Source organism: Streptomyces sp. BI87 (genome assembly GCF_025957665.1).
GTDB classification, from domain to species: domain Bacteria; phylum Actinomycetota; class Actinomycetes; order Streptomycetales; family Streptomycetaceae; genus Streptomyces; species Streptomyces albidoflavus.
This window is the reverse complement of the sequence record NZ_CP110079.1, coordinates 6,555,038-6,571,945: the sequence shown is the minus strand read 5'-3', so window position 1 is coordinate 6,571,945 and position 16,908 is coordinate 6,555,038. Positions and strand designations below refer to the sequence as shown.

Annotated in this window: 1 protein-coding gene; it reads right to left on the bottom strand. The window is 75.3% G+C overall.

The window, feature by feature from the left end:
- Positions 1-84: 84 nt before the first annotated feature.
- Positions 85-16,716: a type I polyketide synthase gene (locus OIM89_RS29225; RefSeq protein ID WP_413747431.1), complete on the bottom strand. Its 16,632-nt coding sequence runs from the start codon at positions 16,714-16,716 to the stop codon at positions 85-87.
- Positions 16,717-16,908 lie beyond the last annotated feature (192 nt).

The window sequence follows — 16,908 nt, the reverse complement described above, 5'->3', positions numbered from 1 at the left end:
TTCGGGAAGGACGCGGTGGCCGGGACGGGGGGCGGGAGCGGTGGCCGCCGACGCGCTCGTGGACGCGCCGGCGGCCAGGCGCCGTCAGGCGAGCCCGAGTTCGTTGTCGATGAGGTCGAACATCTCGTCGTCCGTGGTGGTGTCGAGGTCGGAGTCGTCGTCGGGCTCTTCGGCGTCCCGGGAGGTGGCGTCGAGCTTCCACCCGAGGGCCTTGAGTCGCTGCGCCAGGCGGGCGCGGTCCTGGTCGTCGAGGGCGGCGCCGCCGACGGCGGCCTCCAGGGCGGCCAGTTCCGCGAAGACGGGCTGGCCGGATTCGCCGTTGGCTGTGCCGAGTTCGGCCTGGAGGTGGCGTACGAGGGCGGCCGGGTCCGGGTGGTCGAAGATCAGGGTGGTGGGCAGGGAGAGCCCGGTGTCGGCGTTGAGCCGGTTGCGGAGTTCGACCGCGGTCAGCGAGGACATCCCGAGGTCGAGGAAGCCGCGGTCCGCGTCGAGGGACGCGGCGGAGGCGTGGCCGAGGACGGCGGCGAGGTGGCCGAGGACCGTACGGTGCAGCAGCGCCCGCTGCTGGGGGCCGCTGAGGCCGGCCAGCCGCTCGCGGAGGTCCGCCGGAGCGCCGGTGGCCGCGTCGGGCCCGGAGTCGGCGGCGCGCCGTACGGTCGGGCGGGCCAGGGCCCGTAGCAGCTGGGGCACCTCGTCGGCGCGCAGGGTGCGGGTGTCGAGCCGTACGGGGACGAGGTGGGCGGTGTCCAGGGCGGTGCTCGCGTCGAGGAGGGCGAGCCCCTGTCCGGCGGTGAGGGGCCGGATGCCGGAGCGTTCCAGGCGGGCGAGACCGGTGGTGTCGAGGGCGCCGGTCAGGTCGCTGCGGTCCTCCCAGAGGCCCCAGGCCAGGGAGTGCGCGGGCAGGCCGCTCGCCCGGCGGTGCTGCGCGAGGGCGTCGAGGAAGGCGTTGGCGGCCGCGTAGTTGGCCTGGCCGGGGCCACCGGCGACGCCCGCGTAGGAGGAGAACATCACGAACGCGGTGAGTTTGGTGTCGCGGGTGAGTTCGTGGAGGTGCCAGGCGGCATCGGCCTTGGGGCGCAGGACGTGGGCGACGCGGTCGGGGGTGAGGCCGTCCAGTGTGCTGTCGTCCAGGACGCCGGCCGTGTGGACGACGGCGGTCAGGGGGTGCTCGGCCGGTACGGCGTCGAGGGCGCCGGCCAGTTGCTCGCGGTCGGCGACGTCGCAGGCGACGATCTCGGCCTCGGCGCCGAGCGCGGCGAGTTCCTCGCGCAGGGCCGCCGCGCCGGGGGCGTCGGGCCCGCGACGGCTGGTGAGCAGCAGGTGGCGTACGCCGTGGCGGGTGACGAGGTGACGGGCGACGAGGGCGCCGAGGGTGCCGGTTCCGCCCGTGATCAGCACGGTGCCGGCTCCGGTTCCCTCGCCCCACGGAGCGGTGGCGGTGGGCGCGGGGGCGCCCTCCGGGTGGCCGGCGGGGACGAGGCGCGGCACGGTGACGGTGCCGGCCCGTACGGCGAGCTGGTGCTCGCCGGTGCGCCCGGCCGCCGCGGCGGCGGCGATCAGGGTGTCCGCGGCGCTGTCCTCGTCGGTGCCGCCGGGGGCGGGGTCGAGGTCGGCCAGGAGGAAGCGTCCGGGGTGCTCGGTCTGGGCGGAGCGCAGCAGGCCCCAGGCGGTGGCGTCGGCGAGGCCGGGAACGGTGTCGTCCGGGCCGGTGGCGACGGCGCCCTCGGTGACCAGGAGGAGCCGGGCGTCGGCGAGGCGCGGCTCCCGGAGCCAGGCGGTGGACAGCTCCAGGGCACGGGTCGCGGAGGTGTGCGCGGCCCTCGTCGGGTCCTCGCCGCTGTCGCGGCCGTGGAAAGCGACGACCAGGGCGGGAGGTGCGGCCTCGTCGTTGTCGAGGGCGGTGGTGAGGGCGGCCAGGTCGGGGTGGAGCTGAACGGTGGCGCCGCTGCGTTCGAGGGCGGCGGCGAGCCGTCCGGGGGCACCGATGACGGCCCACGGGCCGTGTGGTTCCGGGCTGGCGGAGGAGGTGCTGTCGGTCCACGGGAGCCAGGCGACCCGGTACGGGGCCTCAGGGCCGGCGGTGGCGGGGAGCCGGTCGGGGCCGGCCGGGCGGGTCACGGCGGTGCCGGTGAGGACGAGGTCGCCTGCGGCGTCGCGGGCTTCGACGGTCCAGGTGGAGTCGTCTCCCGGGGTGAGGCGGACGCGGAGCCTGGTGGCACCGGTGGCGTGCACGGTGACGTCCCGCCAGGCGGCGGGCAGGACGGGTGCGGTGGCCTCCTCGGCGGTCGCGGCCAGGGCGAGCGGGGTCTGGAGCAGCGCCGGGTGGAGGCGGAAAAGCGCCGCCTCGGCGTGCGCGGTGTCGGGAAGTGCGACCTCGGCGAGGACGTCGGTGCCGGCACGCCACAGGGAGCGCACCGTGTCGAAGGGCGCGGCGAGGTCGAGACCGCGGTCCTCGGCGAGGGCGCGCGCGGGGGCAGGGTCCCCCGCGACCGCGTCGGCGGGCGGCCAGGGGCCGGAAGCCTGCGGGGTGGTGGTGGGCCGGTCGGTGAGGACACCGGTCGCGTTCCGCGTCCAGGGGGTGGTGGGCTCTCCCGCGTCGGCGGCGTGTGGCCTTGAGTGGACGGAGAACGGCCGGGAGTTGGTCTCGGGGGCGGAGACGGTGAGCTGGATCTCGACGCGCCCCTCCTCGGGCACGACGAGCGGGCTGTGCTCGTCGAGTGCGGCGACCACGGGCAGGCCGGTCTCGTCGCCGGCCCGGACCGCCCAGTCCAGCAGGGCGGTGGTGGGGAGGACGGCGACGCCGTGGGTCCGGTGGGCGTCCAGCCAGGGCTGGGTGGCGAGGGACAGGGAGCCGCTGAGGACGGCTCCGCCATCGGCCAGGCGGACGACGGTGTCGAGGCCGGCCGGGTCGCCCTGAGAGGTGCCGGCCTCCAGCCAGTACCGCCGGCGCTGGAAGGCGTAGGTCGGCAGGTCGACGGGGGTGCCGTGGGACACGGCGGGGCGCCAGTCGACGGGAACGCCTTCGACGTGGGCGGCGGCGAGGGCGGTCAGGACACGGGCGGGGCCGCCGTCGTCGCGGCGCAGCGAGCCGAGGGCCACCGCGTCGGCCCCGAGGGCGGCGACGGTGTCCTCGATGCCGACGGTGAGCACCGGGTGCGGGCCGCACTCCACGAAGACGTCGTGGCCCTGCTCGACGAGGGCCCGCAGGGACTCCTCCAGGCGGACGGTGCCGCGCAGGTTGCGGTGCCAGTAGTCTGCGCCGAGTCCGGTGCCGGGGTGCCAGTCCGCGGTGACGGTGGAGAAGAAGGGGATGTCGCCGTCGCGGGGCTCGATGCCGTCGAGGGCGGCGGGCAGGCTCTCGGCGAGCCGGTCGACGTGGGCCGAGTGGGAGGCGTAGTCGACGGGGACGCGGCGGGCGCGGACGCCCTGTTCCTCGCAGGCGGCGAGGAGCGTGTCGAGGCCACCGGTGTCGCCGGAGACCACCACGGAGGAGGGTCCGTTGACGGCGGCGACACAGACGCCGGGCAGGTCGGCGAGGAGGGCGGTCACCTCGTCGTGCGAGGCGGTGACGGCCACCATGCCGCCGTGTCCGGAGAGTTCGCGGGCGATGGCCCGGCTGCGGACCGCGACGATCCTGGCTGCGTCGGCGAGGGAGAGCACTCCGGCGACGGCCGCCGCGGCGATCTCGCCCTGGGAGTGGCCGAGGACGGCGGCCGGGCGCAGGCCGTGGGCGCGCCACACCTCGGCGAGGGCGACCATCACGGCCCAGGTGACGGGCTGGACGACGTCGACGCGGTCGAGGGTGGGGGCGCCCTCCTCCTGGCGCAGGACGGCGGTCAGGGACCAGTCGACGTACGGGGCGAGCGCCTCCTCGCAGGCGGCGACGCGGTCGGCGAAGGCCGGGCTGGCGTCGAGGAGTTCGGCGCCCATGCCGGCCCACTGGGAACCCTGTCCGGGGAAGACGAGGACGGTCCGGCGGTCGCGTCCGGCTCCCCGGCCGCCGGTCACCACGTGGGCGGCGGGGCTGCCCTCGGCGAGGGCGGCGAGGCCGGCGCGGAAGTCGCCGGTGGCGCTTCCGACGACGACGGCCCGCTTCTCCAGCTGGGCCCGGCGCGTGACCAGGGTGTGGGCGATGTCGGCGGGGTCGGTCCCGGGGTGGGCGTCGAGGTGGGCGAGGAGGGCCCTGGCCTGGCCGCGCAGGGCGGCCTCGCTGCGGGCGGACAGCACCCACGGCAGGGGCGCGGGGCCGGTCTCCGCCGCGTCGGCGCCGGTGGGCTCCGGCTCGCCGCCGTCCGGGCCGGCGGCGGGGGCCTCCTCCAGGATCACGTGGGCGTTGGTGCCGCTGATGCCGAAGGAGGAGACGGCGGCGCGGCGCGGGCGGGGGGCGGGGGGCTCGGGCCAGGCGGTGGCCTCGGTCAGCAGGCGCACGCCGGAGTCCGCCCAGTCGACGTGCGGGGTCGGCGCGCCGATGTGCAGGCTCTCGGGGAGCAGGCGGTGACGCAGGGCCAGCACCATCTTCATCACCCCGGCGACACCGGCCGCGGCCTGGGTGTGGCCGAGGTTGGACTTGACGGAGCCGAGGAGCAGCGGGTGGCCGCCGTCCCGGTCGCGGCCGTACGTGGCGAGGAGCGCCTGGGCCTCGATCGGGTCGCCGAGGCGGGTCCCTGTGCCGTGCGCCTCGACGGCGTCGACCTCGGCGGCGCCGACACCCGCGTCGGCGAGGGCCTGGCGGATCACCCGCTGCTGGGCGGGGCCGTTGGGGGCGCTGAGGCCGTTGCTGGCACCGTCCTGGTTGACGGCGGAGCCCCGGATCAGGGCGAGCACCTGGTGGCCGTTGCGGCGGGCGTCGGAGAGCCGCTCGACGAGGATCAGGCCGACGCCCTCGGAGAAGCCGGTGCCGTCGGCGGCCTCGGCGAAGGGCTTGCAGCGGCCGTCGGCGGCGAGGCCGCGCTGCCGGGAGAAGTCCACGATGATCTCGGGCGAGGACATGACGGTGACGCCGCCCGCCAGAGCCATGGTGCATTCGCCGCGTCGCAGGGCCTGGAGCGCCATGTGCAGCGCGACGAGGGAGGAGGAGCAGGCGGTGTCGACGGTGACGGCCGGGCCCTCCAGGCCGAGGGTGTAGGAGACGCGGCCGGAGACGATGCTGTTGGCGTTGCCGTTGTTGACGTATCCGGCGATCTCGTCGGGGACGTGGGTGACCCGCTTGAGGTAGTCGCTGGAGGAGAGGCCGGCGAAGACGCCGGTGCGGCTGCCGCGTACCGAGCGGGGGTCGATGCCGGCGTGTTCGAAGGTCTCCCAGGCCGTCTCCAGGAGCAGGCGCTGCTGCGGGTCCATGGCCAGCGCCTCACGAGGGGAGATGCCGAAGAAGTCGGCGTCGAAGTCGGCGGCGTCGTGGAGGAAGCCGCCCTCGCGGGTACGGGAACTGCCCTGGCCCTCGGGGACGGAGTCGTAGAGGCGGGCGAGGTCCCAGCCACGGTCGTCGGGGAAGGGCGCGACGGCGTCGGCGCCGTCGGCCAGCAGCCGCCACAGGTCCTCGGGCGAGTGGATGTCGCCGGGGAGGCGGCAGGCCATGCCGACGACGGCGAAGGGGTCGTCGTCGCGGGTCGCGGCGGGAGCCGGTGCGGGCGCGGCGGGGAGCGCGGCCGGGGTGCCGTCGGAGAGTTCGCCGTCGAGGTGGGCGGCGAGCGCGGCGACGGTCGGGTGGTCGAAGACGAGGGTGGCGGGCAGCCGCAGACCGGTGGCGGTGCTGAGGCGGTTGCGCAGTTCGACGGCGGTCAGCGAGTCGAAGCCGAGGTCTCGGAAGGCGCGGCCGGCGTGGAACGGCTCGGTGTCGTCGTGGCCGAGGACGGCGGCCGCGTGGGCACCGACCAGGTCGCGCAGGGTGCTGAGCCGGTCCTCGGCGGAGCGGCCGGCCAGGCGCGCGCGCAGGCCGTCGGTACCGGTCGCGGCGCCCGCGTCGGCGGTGCGCCGGGCCGGGCCCCGGTACAGGGAGCGCAGCAGGGGCGGGACCTCGTCGCCGGAGGCGCGCAGCTGCCCGGTCTCCAGGCGGACCGGCACCAGGTGGGGGCGCTGCTCGGCGAGGGCGGCGTCGAAGAGGGCCGTGCCGTCGGCGGCGGAGAGCGGCAGGACACCGGAGCGGCGCACCCGGGCGAGGTCGGTGTCGTCGAGCTGCCCGGTCAGGGCGCTGGTGTCGGCCCACAGGCCCCAGGAGAGGGAGGTGGTGGGCAGGCCGTCGGCGCGGCGCCGGTGGGCGAGGGCGTCGAGGTAGGTGTTGGCGGCGGCGTAGTTGGCCTGTCCGGCGTTGCCGAAGACGCCGGCGCCCGCGGAGAACAGGACCAGCTCCGCGAGGTCGAGGTCGCGGGTGAGGCGGTGCAGGTGGCGGGCGGCGTCGGCCTTCGGGGCGAGGACGGTGCGCAGCCGGTCGGGGGTGAGGGATTCGAGGACGCCGTCGTCGAGGACGCCCGCGGCGTGGACGACGGCGGTCAGCGGGTGCTCGGCGGGGACGGCGGCGAGCACCGCGGCGAGGGCGTCGGCGTCGGCCGCGTCGCAGGCGGCGAGGGTGACCTCGGCGCCCAGTTCCCGCAGCTCCGCGGCGAGTTCTCCGGCGCCGGGGGTGTCGGGGCCCCGGCGGCCGGTGAGGACGAGGTGGCGCATGCCGTGGCGGGTGACGAGGTGGCGGGCGAGGATGCCGCCGAGGACACCGGCGCCCCCGGTGACGAGGACGGTGCCCTCGGGGTCCCAGGCGCGCGGCAGGGTGAGCACGATCTTGCCGTAGTGCTTGGCCTGGGCCATGTGGCGGAAGGCTTCGCGGGCGTGCCGGACGTCCCAGGTGACGGTGGGCAGGGGCCGCAGGGCTCCGGAGGCGAAGAGTTCCGACAGGTCGCGGAACATCTCCTGGATGCGGTCCTCACCGGCCTCACGCAGTTCGTACGCCTGGTAGAGGGCGACGGCGGGGTGGTCACGGAGGACCTGCCCGGGGTCGCGGACATCGGTCTTGCCCATGTCGACGAGGCGTCCGCCGGGGGCGAGCAGCCGCAGGGAGGCATCGATGTAGTCGCCGGCCAGGGAGTTGAGGACGACGTCGACGCCGCGGCCGCCGCTGGTGGCGCGGAAGCGGTCCTCGAAGGCGAGGGTGCGGGAGGAGGCGAGGTGGGCGTCGTCCCAGCCGTCGGCGCGCAGCAGGGTGCGCTTGTGGTCGCCCGCGGTGCCGTAGACCTCGGCGCCCCAGTGGCGGGCGAGCTGGGCGGCGGCCATGCCGACACCGCCGGCGGCGGCGTGTACGAGGACGGACTCGCCGGAGTCGAGGTGGGCGAGGTCGCGCAGTCCGTAGTAGGCGGTGAGGAAGGCGACGGGGACGGAGGCGGCCTGCGCCCAGGTCCAGCCGTCGGGTACGGGGGCGAGCATGCGGGCGTCGGCGACGGCGCGGGGGGCGAAACCGCCGGAGACCAGGCCCATGACGCGGTCGCCCGGGGCGAAGCCGGTGACTTGCTCGCCCACGGCGGTGACCACGCCGGCCGCCTCGGCGCCGAGGAGCACGGCGGGGCCGGGGTACATGCCGAGGGTGTTGAGGACGTCGCGGAAGTTCAGTCCGGCGGCACGCACCTCGATCACCACCTCGCCGGCGGCGGGCTCCTCGGCCGTCCCGGGGGCGGCGACGAGGTCCAGCCGGTCGACGGACCCCTTCTCGGGGATGTCGAGGCGCCAGTTCCCTGTCCCCTCGGGCACGGTGAGGGTGTCGGAGGTGCGGGGGCGGACCAGGCGCGGCGCGTACGCGGCGCCCTCGCGGAGGGCGAGTTGGGGCTCACCGGCGGCGAGCGCGGCCGGCAGGGCGAGCCAGGAGTCGTCGTGGACGTCGAGGTCCACCAGGACGAGGCGGCCCGGGTGCTGGGACTGGGCGGAGCGCACCAGGCCCCAGACGGCGGCGCCGGGCAGGTCGTGGGCGGGGTCGGCGGGGCCGGTGGGGACGGCGCCGCGGGTGACGACGACCAGCGGGACGCCCTCGGTGGTCTCGTCGGCGAGCCAGCTCTGGACGGTGGCGAGCACGTCGCCGAGGACGGCGTCCGGGACGCCCGGCTCGGTGTCGGGCGCGGCGGCCGTGCCCGACGCGGCGGCCCCGGCGAACAGCAGGACTGCGCCCGGCCGGTGACCGGTGGCCTCGGTGTGCTCGGCCAGTCCGCCGGGGGTGGCGAAGGCGGGCAGCGCGGCTCCGCTGCCGTCGGGTGCGGTGACCGGGGCGGCCGGGGTGCCGAGGACGGCCCAGCCGGTGGCGGCGGGGACGGCGGCGGGCGGCGTGACCGGTGTCCAGTCGAGGCGGAACAGCCAGTCGCGGGCGGCGCGGGCGGACGGATCGAGGGTGTCCGGCGCGATCTCGCGTACGACCAGGGCGTCGATGGTGGCGACCGGGGCGCCGGTCGGGTCGGTGAGCTGGACGGAGATGGCGTCCTGCCCTGCCGGGGAGACGCGGACGCGCAGCGAGGTCGCTCCGGCGGCGTGCAGGCAGACCCCGCTCCAGGTGAACGGGACGACCGTGCGCCCGGCGCTGCCGGGGGCGAGGTGGGCGGCGTGCAGGGCGGCGTCGAGGAGCGCGGGGTGGATGCCGAACCGCCCGGCGTCGCCGCGGACCTCCTCGGGCAGGACGACCTCGGCGTACAGGTCCTCACCGCGGCTCCAGGTGGCGCGTACGCCCTGGAAGACGGGCCCGAACGCGTAGCCACGGGCGGCGAGCAGCTCGTAGAAGCCCTCGGCGGCGACGGCGGTGGCGCCGGGGGGCGGCCAGGCGGTGAACTCCTCGGGCCGGTCGACGGCGGGGGCGCCCGGCTCGGTGAGGGTGCCCTGGGCGCGGAGCGTCCAGAGTTCCTCGGTGGCGCCGTCGGGGCCGGTGGTGCGGGTGTGGACGGTGACGGGACGGCGGCCGGAGGCGTCGGGCTCGCCGACGCCGATCTGAACCTGTGCCTCGCCCCGTTCCCGGAGGACCACGGGGGCCTGGAGGGTCAGTTCCTCGATCCGGCCGCAGCCGAGGACGTCTCCGGCCCGGATCACGGACTCCACGAGCGCGGTTCCGGGGACGATCACGGTGCCGGACACCGCGTGGTCCGCCAGCCAGGGGTGGGTGCGCAGCGACCACCGTGCCGTGGCCACCAGGCCGTCACCGCCCGCCAGTTCGACGGAGGCACCGAGCAGGGGGTGGTCGGGCGAGTCGAGGCCGGCCGAGCTGACGTCACCGCCCAGCTCGGCGAAACGCGGCCAGTAGTGCTGCCGCTGGAAGGCATAGGTGGGGAGGTCGACGTGGCCGGGCCGGGTGCCCGCGTAGTGCGTCTCCCAGTCCACCCCGGCACCCAGCGCCCACGCCTCACCCAGCGACAGCGCGAACCGCTCCAGACCACCCTCGTCACGCCGCAGCGTGCCGACGACACCGGCCTGCACCCCCGCGTCCTCGATGGTCTCCTGCACCCCGGTCGCCACCACCGGATGCGCACTCACCTCCACGAACACCCGGAACCCGTCAGCCAGCAACGCACGCGTCCCCGCCTCGAACTCCACCGTCCCCCGCAGGTTCCCGTACCAGTACGCCGCGTCCAGACCAGCCGTGTCGATCACCCCACCGGACAACGTCGAATAGAACGGCACGTCACACGAACGCGGCGCCACCGGAGCCAGGAGCTCGGCCAGCTCCTCCTCGATGCGCTCCACATGGGCGGAGTGCGACGCGTAGTCCACCGCCACCCGACGCGCCCGCACACCCGACTCCTCACACACGGCCACGAACTCGTCCAACGCACCCGCATCACCCGACACCACCACCGACGACGGCCCGTTCACCGCCGCCACACCAATCCGCCCCTCCCAGCCCGCCAGCAGACCACGAACCTCCTCCACACCCCGCGCCACCGACACCATGCCGCCCAGACCCGACAACGCACGCAACGCACGCGACCGCAGCGCCACCACCCGCGCACCGTCCTCCAACGACAGACCACCCGCCACCACCGCAGCCGCGATCTCGCCCTGCGAATGACCGATCACCGCACCCGGCTCCACACCCTGAGCCCGCCACACCTCCGCCAACGACACCATCACCGCCCACAACACCGGCTGCACCACATCCACCCGCTCCAACGACGCGGCACCCTCCACACCGTTCAGCACATCCAGCAACGACCACCCGGTGAACGGCTCCAACACCGCCGCACACTCCGCCACCCGCCCCGCGAACACCGGCGACGAACCCAACAACTCCACCGCCATACCCACCCACTGCGAACCCTGCCCCGGGAACACGAAGGCGACCTTGCCGGAGCCCTCACCGACCGAGCCTTCCACCAGACGCGGGGAAGGCTCCCCGGCGGCGAGCGCGTCCAGCCCCGCGAGCAGCTCCATACGGTCGGATCCCACGACCACCGCACGCCGGTCCATCGCCACCCGCGAGGAGACCAGCGCATGCGCCACGTCCAGCACCGAGGCCCCGGACGCACGCACCGACGCCGCCAGACGCGCCGCCTGCTCCCCCACCGCCGCACGCGACTTGCCCGACACCATCCACGACCGGACGGTGTCGGCCGAGTCGTCCGCGGAGGGCTCGGTGAACGGGTCCGCCGGCTCGTCCTCGGCGGGTTCGGGGGCGGGGGCCTCCTCCAGGATGAGGTGGCCGTTGGTGCCGCTGATGCCGAACGAGGAGACGCCGGCGCGGCGCGGACGCCCGGTCTCGGGCCAGGGGGTGGACTCGGTGACGAGGCGGACGGCGCCGCTCGACCAGTCCACGACGGAGGTCGGCCGGGTGATGTGGAGGCTCTTGGGCAGGGTGCCCTGCCGCATCGCCAGGATCATCTTCATCATGCCGGCGACGCCGGCGGCGGCCTGGGTGTGGCCGATGTTGGACTTGAGCGAACCGAGCAGCAGCGGCCGGGCCGGGTCGCGGTCCTGGCCGTAGGTGGCGAGGATGGCCTGCGCCTCGATGGGGTCGCCGAGCGGGGTGCCGGTGCCGTGCGCCTCGACCACGTCGACCTCGCCCGGGGCGAGGCCCGCGTTGGCGAGGGCCTGGCGGATGACGCGCTGCTGGGAGGGGCCGTTGGGGGCGGTCAGGCCGTTGGACGCGCCGTCCTGGTTCAGGGCGGAGCCGCGGACCACGGCGAGCACCGGGTGACCGTTGCGGCGCGCGTCGGAGAGCCGCTCCAGCAGGACCAGGCCGACGCCCTCGGCGAAGCCCATGCCGTCGGCGCCCTCGGCGAATGCCTTGCAGCGCCCGTCGGCCGCCAGACCCCGCTGCCGGGAGAACTCGACGTAGGGCTCGGGCGTGGACATGACGGTGACACCGCCGGCCAGGGCCATCGTGCACTCGCCGGTGCGCAGCGACTGCAGGGCCAGGTGGAGGGCGACCATGGACGAGGAGCAGCCGGTGTCCATGGTGACGGCGGGGCCCTCGAAGCCGTACGTGTACGACAGGCGGCCGGAGGCGATGCTGGAGGCGTTGCCGGTCATGAGGTGGCCGGCGAGCTGTTCCTGGGCGGCGGCGCCGCCCAGGCGGACCTGGTAGTCCGTGGTGATGCTGCCGACGAAGACACCGGTGGCGCTGTTGCGCAGGGTTCCCGGGTCGATGCCGGCGCGTTCGAAGGTCTCCCAGGAGGTCTCCAGCAGGAGCCGCTGCTGCGGGTCCATGGCCAGGGCCTCGCGCGGCGAGATCCCGAAGAACGCCGGGTCGAATCCGGCGACGTCCTGGATGAAGCCGCCCTCACGGCTGTAGGTGGTGCCGTGGCGTTCGGGGTCCGGGTCGTACAGGGCGTCGAGGTCCCAGCCGCGGTCCTCGGGCGGGGTGGAGACGGCGTCCACCTCGGCGGCCATGAGGTGCCACAGTTCCTCGGGCGTGGTGACGCCGCCGGGGAAGCGGCAGGCCATGGCGACGACCGCCATGGGCTCGTCGGTGGCGCCCGCGGAGACGACGACGGGCGCGGCGGCGGGGCGCTCGTCGCCGAGGAGCAGGGTACGCAGGTGGGCGACGACCGCCCTGGTGTTGGGGTGGTCGAAGAGGAGGGTGGTGGGCAGCTTGACGTCGGTGGCGGCGGTGATCCGGTTACGGACCTCCACGGCGGTCAGCGAGTCGAAGCCCAGGTCCTTGAAAGCACGGTTGACGTCCACGGCCTCCGGTGACGAATGGCGCAGCGCGGTGGCGACCTCGGCGCGGACCAGGTCGGTGAGCAGCCGGTCCTGTTCGGCGGGGGCGAGGCCGCGCAGCCGGTCGCGCAGGGCGTGGGTGTCGGGCGCGGAGGCGGCGGCCGCCTCCAGAGCACGGCGGACCTCGGGGAGGTCGCCGACGAGCGGGCTGGGCCGGGCCGCGGTCATGGCGGAGGCGTAGGACCGCCAGTCCACGTCGAGGACGGTGGCGTGCGGGGCGCCCTCGGCGACGGCGGCGCGCAGCGCGGCGACAGCGGTGTCGGGGTCCATCGGGGCGAGCCCGTCGTGGCTCATCCGGTCGGCGAGCACGTCGGCGGTGGCCATGCCCGCGTCGGCCCACGGCCCCCAGGCCACGGAGGTGACGGGCAGGCCCTCGGCCCGCCGCTGCTCGGCGACGGCGTCCAGATAGGCGTTGGCGGCGGCGTAGTTGGCCTGTCCGGCGTTGCCGAGGACACCGACGATCGAGGAGAAGAGCACGAACAGGGTGACGCCGTGGTCGCGGGTCAGCTCGTGGAGGTTGGCGGTGCCGAGGGTCTTGGGGCGCAGGACGGCGTCGAAGCGGTCCAGGGTGAGGGCGTCGAGGACACCGTCGTCCAGGACACCGGCGGCGTGCACGACGCCGGTGAGGGGGAGGTCGGCGGGGAGGGAGTCCAGCAGACCGGCGAGCTGGTCGCGGTCGGCCACGTCGCAGTCGGCGACGGTGACCCGGGCGCCCAGCTCCTCCAGTTCGGCGACGAGTTCGGCGGCACCGGGACTTCCGGGCCCGCGGCGGCTGGTGAGCACCAGGTGGCGGGCGCCGGAGGCGGCGAGCGAGCGGGCCACGCGGGCGCCCAGCGCACCGGTGCCGCCGGTGATCAGGACGGTGTCGTGGTCGCCCCAGCCCCCGATCCCGTCGTCGTCGGCCGCCCGCACGGCGAGTTCCGCGTCCGCGCCGGTGGCCCGGGCCGGCTCGGGCAGCGGCATCCGGGCCAGCCGGCGGGCGTACGCGCCGGAGGAGCGTACGGCGATCTGGTCCTCGGGGCCGCCGAGGAGCGTGGCGAGGCGGGCGAGGCTGCGGGCGTCGGGGTCGGCGGGCACGTCGGCGAGGCCGCCCCAGGCGTCGGGGAGTTCCAGGGCGACGGCGCGTCCGAAGCCCCAGGTCTCGGCCTGGACGGGCGAGGTCAGCCGGTCGCGGCTGTCGACGGCGACGGCGCCGCGGGTCAGCGCCCACACCGAGGCTTCGGTGCCGGACAGCGCGTGCAGCAGCTCCTTGGCGGTGGCGAGGCCGCGCGGTACGGCGGGGTGGTCGGGGTGGGGGCGCTCGTCGAGGGCGAGGAACGAGAGGACGCCCGCGATGCCTTCGGCGCCGTCGGTCTCGGTGTCACCGGCGCCGGTGAGCAGGGCGGTGAGCGCGGCGGTGTCCTCGTCGCCGGTGAGGTCGTGGCGCTCGACGCGCAGGCCGCGAGCGGTGAGGGCGCCCAGCACCGCGCGCACCCAGGGGTCGTCGGCGTGGCCGGCGGGGACGAGCGCGGGCCAGCGGCCGGCGGGGACGGCGCCGTCTGCGCCGTCTGCGCCGGTCAGCGCGGTCCAGGTGACGCGGTAGCGCCAGGTGTCGAGGGTGGAGCGCAGGGTGCGGCGACGGCGCCAGGACGCCAGCGCGGGCAGCAGCGTGCCGAACGCCTCCACGTCGTCCCCGGTGACCTCCAGCACGGAGGAGAGCCGGGTGAGGTCACCGCTCTCGATGGCCGACCAGAAGTCGCCGTCGGCGGGGTCGCCGGTGGCCGCCGCTGCCGCCGACTCGGCGGGCGTCAGCCAGTACCAGTCACGGCGGAAGGGATAGGTGGGGAGGTCGACGTGGCGGGGCCGGGTGCCCGCGTAGTGCGTCTCCCAGTCCACCCCGGCACCCAGCGCCCACGCCTCACCCAGCGACAGCGCGAACCGCTCCAGACCACCCTCGTCACGCCGCAGCGTGCCGACGACACCGGCCTGCACCCCCGCGTCCTCGATGGTCTCCTGCACCCCGGTCGCCACCACCGGATGCGCACTCACCTCCACGAACACCCGGAACCCGTCAGCCAGCAACGCACGCGTCCCCGCCTCGAACTCCACCGTCCCCCGCAGGTTCCCGTACCAGTACGCCGCGTCCAGACCAGCCGTGTCGATCACCCCACCGGACAACGTCGAATAGAACGGCACATCACACGAACGCGGCGCCACCGGAGCCAGGAGCTCGGCCAGCTCCTCCTCGATGCGCTCCACATGGGCGGAGTGCGACGCGTAGTCCACCGCCACCCGACGCGCCCGCACACCCGACTCCTCACACACGGCCACGAACTCGTCCAACGCACCCGCATCACCCGACACCACCACCGACGACGGCCCGTTCACCGCCGCCACACCAATCCGCCCCTCCCAGCCCGCCAGCAGACCACGAACCTCCTCCACACCCCGCGCCACCGACACCATGCCGCCCAGACCCGACAACGCACGCAACGCACGCGACCGCAGCGCCACCACCCGCGCACCGTCCTCCAACGACAGACCACCCGCCACCACCGCAGCCGCGATCTCGCCCTGCGAATGACCGATCACCGCACCCGGCTCCACACCCTGAGCCCGCCACACCTCCGCCAACGACACCATCACCGCCCACAACACCGGCTGCACCACATCCACCCGCTCCAACGACGCGGCACCCTCCACACCGTTCAGCACATCCAGCAACGACCACCCGGTAAACGGCTCCAACACCGCCGCACACTCCGCCACCCGCCCCGCGAACACCGGCGACGAACCCAACAACTCCACCGCCATACCCACCCACTGCGAACCCTGCCCCGGAAACACGAAGACCACATCACCCGCACCCTCACCGGCGGTGCCCTCGACCACACGCACGGACGGCTCACCCGCCGCCAGCGCGTCCAGCCCCGCGAGCAGCTCCTCACGGTCGGACCCCACGACCACCGCACGCCGGTCCATCGCCACCCGCGACGACACCAGCGCATGCGCCACGTCCAGCACCGAGGCCCCGGACGCACGCACCGACGCCGCCAGACGCGCCGCCTGCTCCCCCACCGCCGCACGCGACTTGCCCGACACCATCCACGACCGCCACGTCCCGTCGCCGGTCGTTCCGGCGGGCTCGGTGCCGGGGTCCTCCGTGCGGGGGGCCTGGTCCTCGGGGGCCTGTTCCAGGATGAGGTGGGCGTTGGTGCCGCTGACGCCGAAGGAGGAGACGGCGGCGCGGCGCGGACGGCCCGTCTCGGGCCAGGTGGTGGACTCGGTGAGCAGTTCCACGCCCCCGGCCGCCCAGTCGGCGTGCGGGGTGGGCGCGTCGACGTGGAGGCTCTTGGGCAGGGTGCCGTGGCGCATGGCCTGCACCATCTTGATGACCCCGGCGACGCCGGAAGCGGCCTGGGTGTGGCCGGTGTTGGACTTCAGCGAGCCGAGCAGCAGCGGGTGCGCGTCGCCGCGGTCCTGCCCGTAGGTGTTGAGGAGGGCCTGTGCCTCGATGGGGTCGCCGAGGGTGGTGCCGGTGCCGTGCGCCTCGACCACGTCGACCTCGCCCGAGGTGAGGCCGGCGTCGATGAGGGCCTGGCGGATCAGCCGCTGCTGGGAGGGGCCGTTGGGGGCGGTCAGGCCGTTGGACGCGCCGTCCTGGTTGATGGCGGAACCCCGGATGACGGCGAGGATCTCGTGGCCGTTGCGCTGCGCGTCGGAGAGCCGCTCCAGCAGGACCAGGCCGACGCCCTCGGACCAGGCGGTGCCGTCGGCGCCGGCGGCGAAGGGCTTGCAGCGCCCGTCGGCCGCCAGGCCCTGCTGGCGGGAGAACTCGGTGAACATCTTCGGCGTCGACATGACCGTGGCGCCGCCGGCCAGGGCCAGCGAGCATTCGCCCTGCCGCAGCGAACGGACGGCCAGGTGCAGGGCGACGAGGGAGGAGGAGCAGGCGGTGTCCACCGTCACGGCGGGGCCCTCGAAGCCGTACGTGTACGACAGGCGGCCGGAGGCGACAGCGACCGTGTTGCCGGTGAGCAGGTGCCCGGCGACCTCCTCCTGGCGGCCGCGCGAGGCGCCGTCGTAGTCGCCGTGCCCGGTGCCGACGAAGACACCGGTGGTGCTGCCCGCGAGGGTGTCGGGCAGGATGCCGGCGCGCTCCAGCGCCTCCCAGGAGGTCTCCAGCAGGAGCCGCTGCTGCGGGTCCATGGCCAGGGCCTCGCGCGGCGAGATCCCGAAGAACGCCGGGTCGAACTCACCGGCGTCGTGGAGGAATCCGCCTTCACGCGTGTAGGTGGTGCCGTGGTGGGCGGGGTCCGGGTGGAACAGGTGGTCGAGGTCCCAGCCACGGTTCGCGGGGAACGCGGAGATGGCGTCCACTCCGTCGCGGGCCAGTTCCCACAGGTCCTCGGGGGTACGCACGCCGCCGGGGTAGCGGCAGGCCATGGCGACGACGGCGACGGGCTCGCGGTCGCGGTTCTCGGCGTCGCTGAGCTGCTGCCGGGCCTCCTGGAGATCGGTGACGGCCCGCTTGAGATATGCGCGGAGCCTGTCCTCGTTCGACATCAGGTGCCCACCTCTCCATGAGATACCGGAAAACGCGGAGGCGGCGATTCCCGAATTCCACGCCCCGACCCAGTTCGCGCTCCCGGAAGTCAGGGGACTCGTCCGGGAAAGCGGCCCCGGGCCGTACGGGACGGCCCGGTGCGAGAGCCAGTCTGGCCGTCTTGGACTGCGGGTTTCCCTAAAGCATGGGGAGGC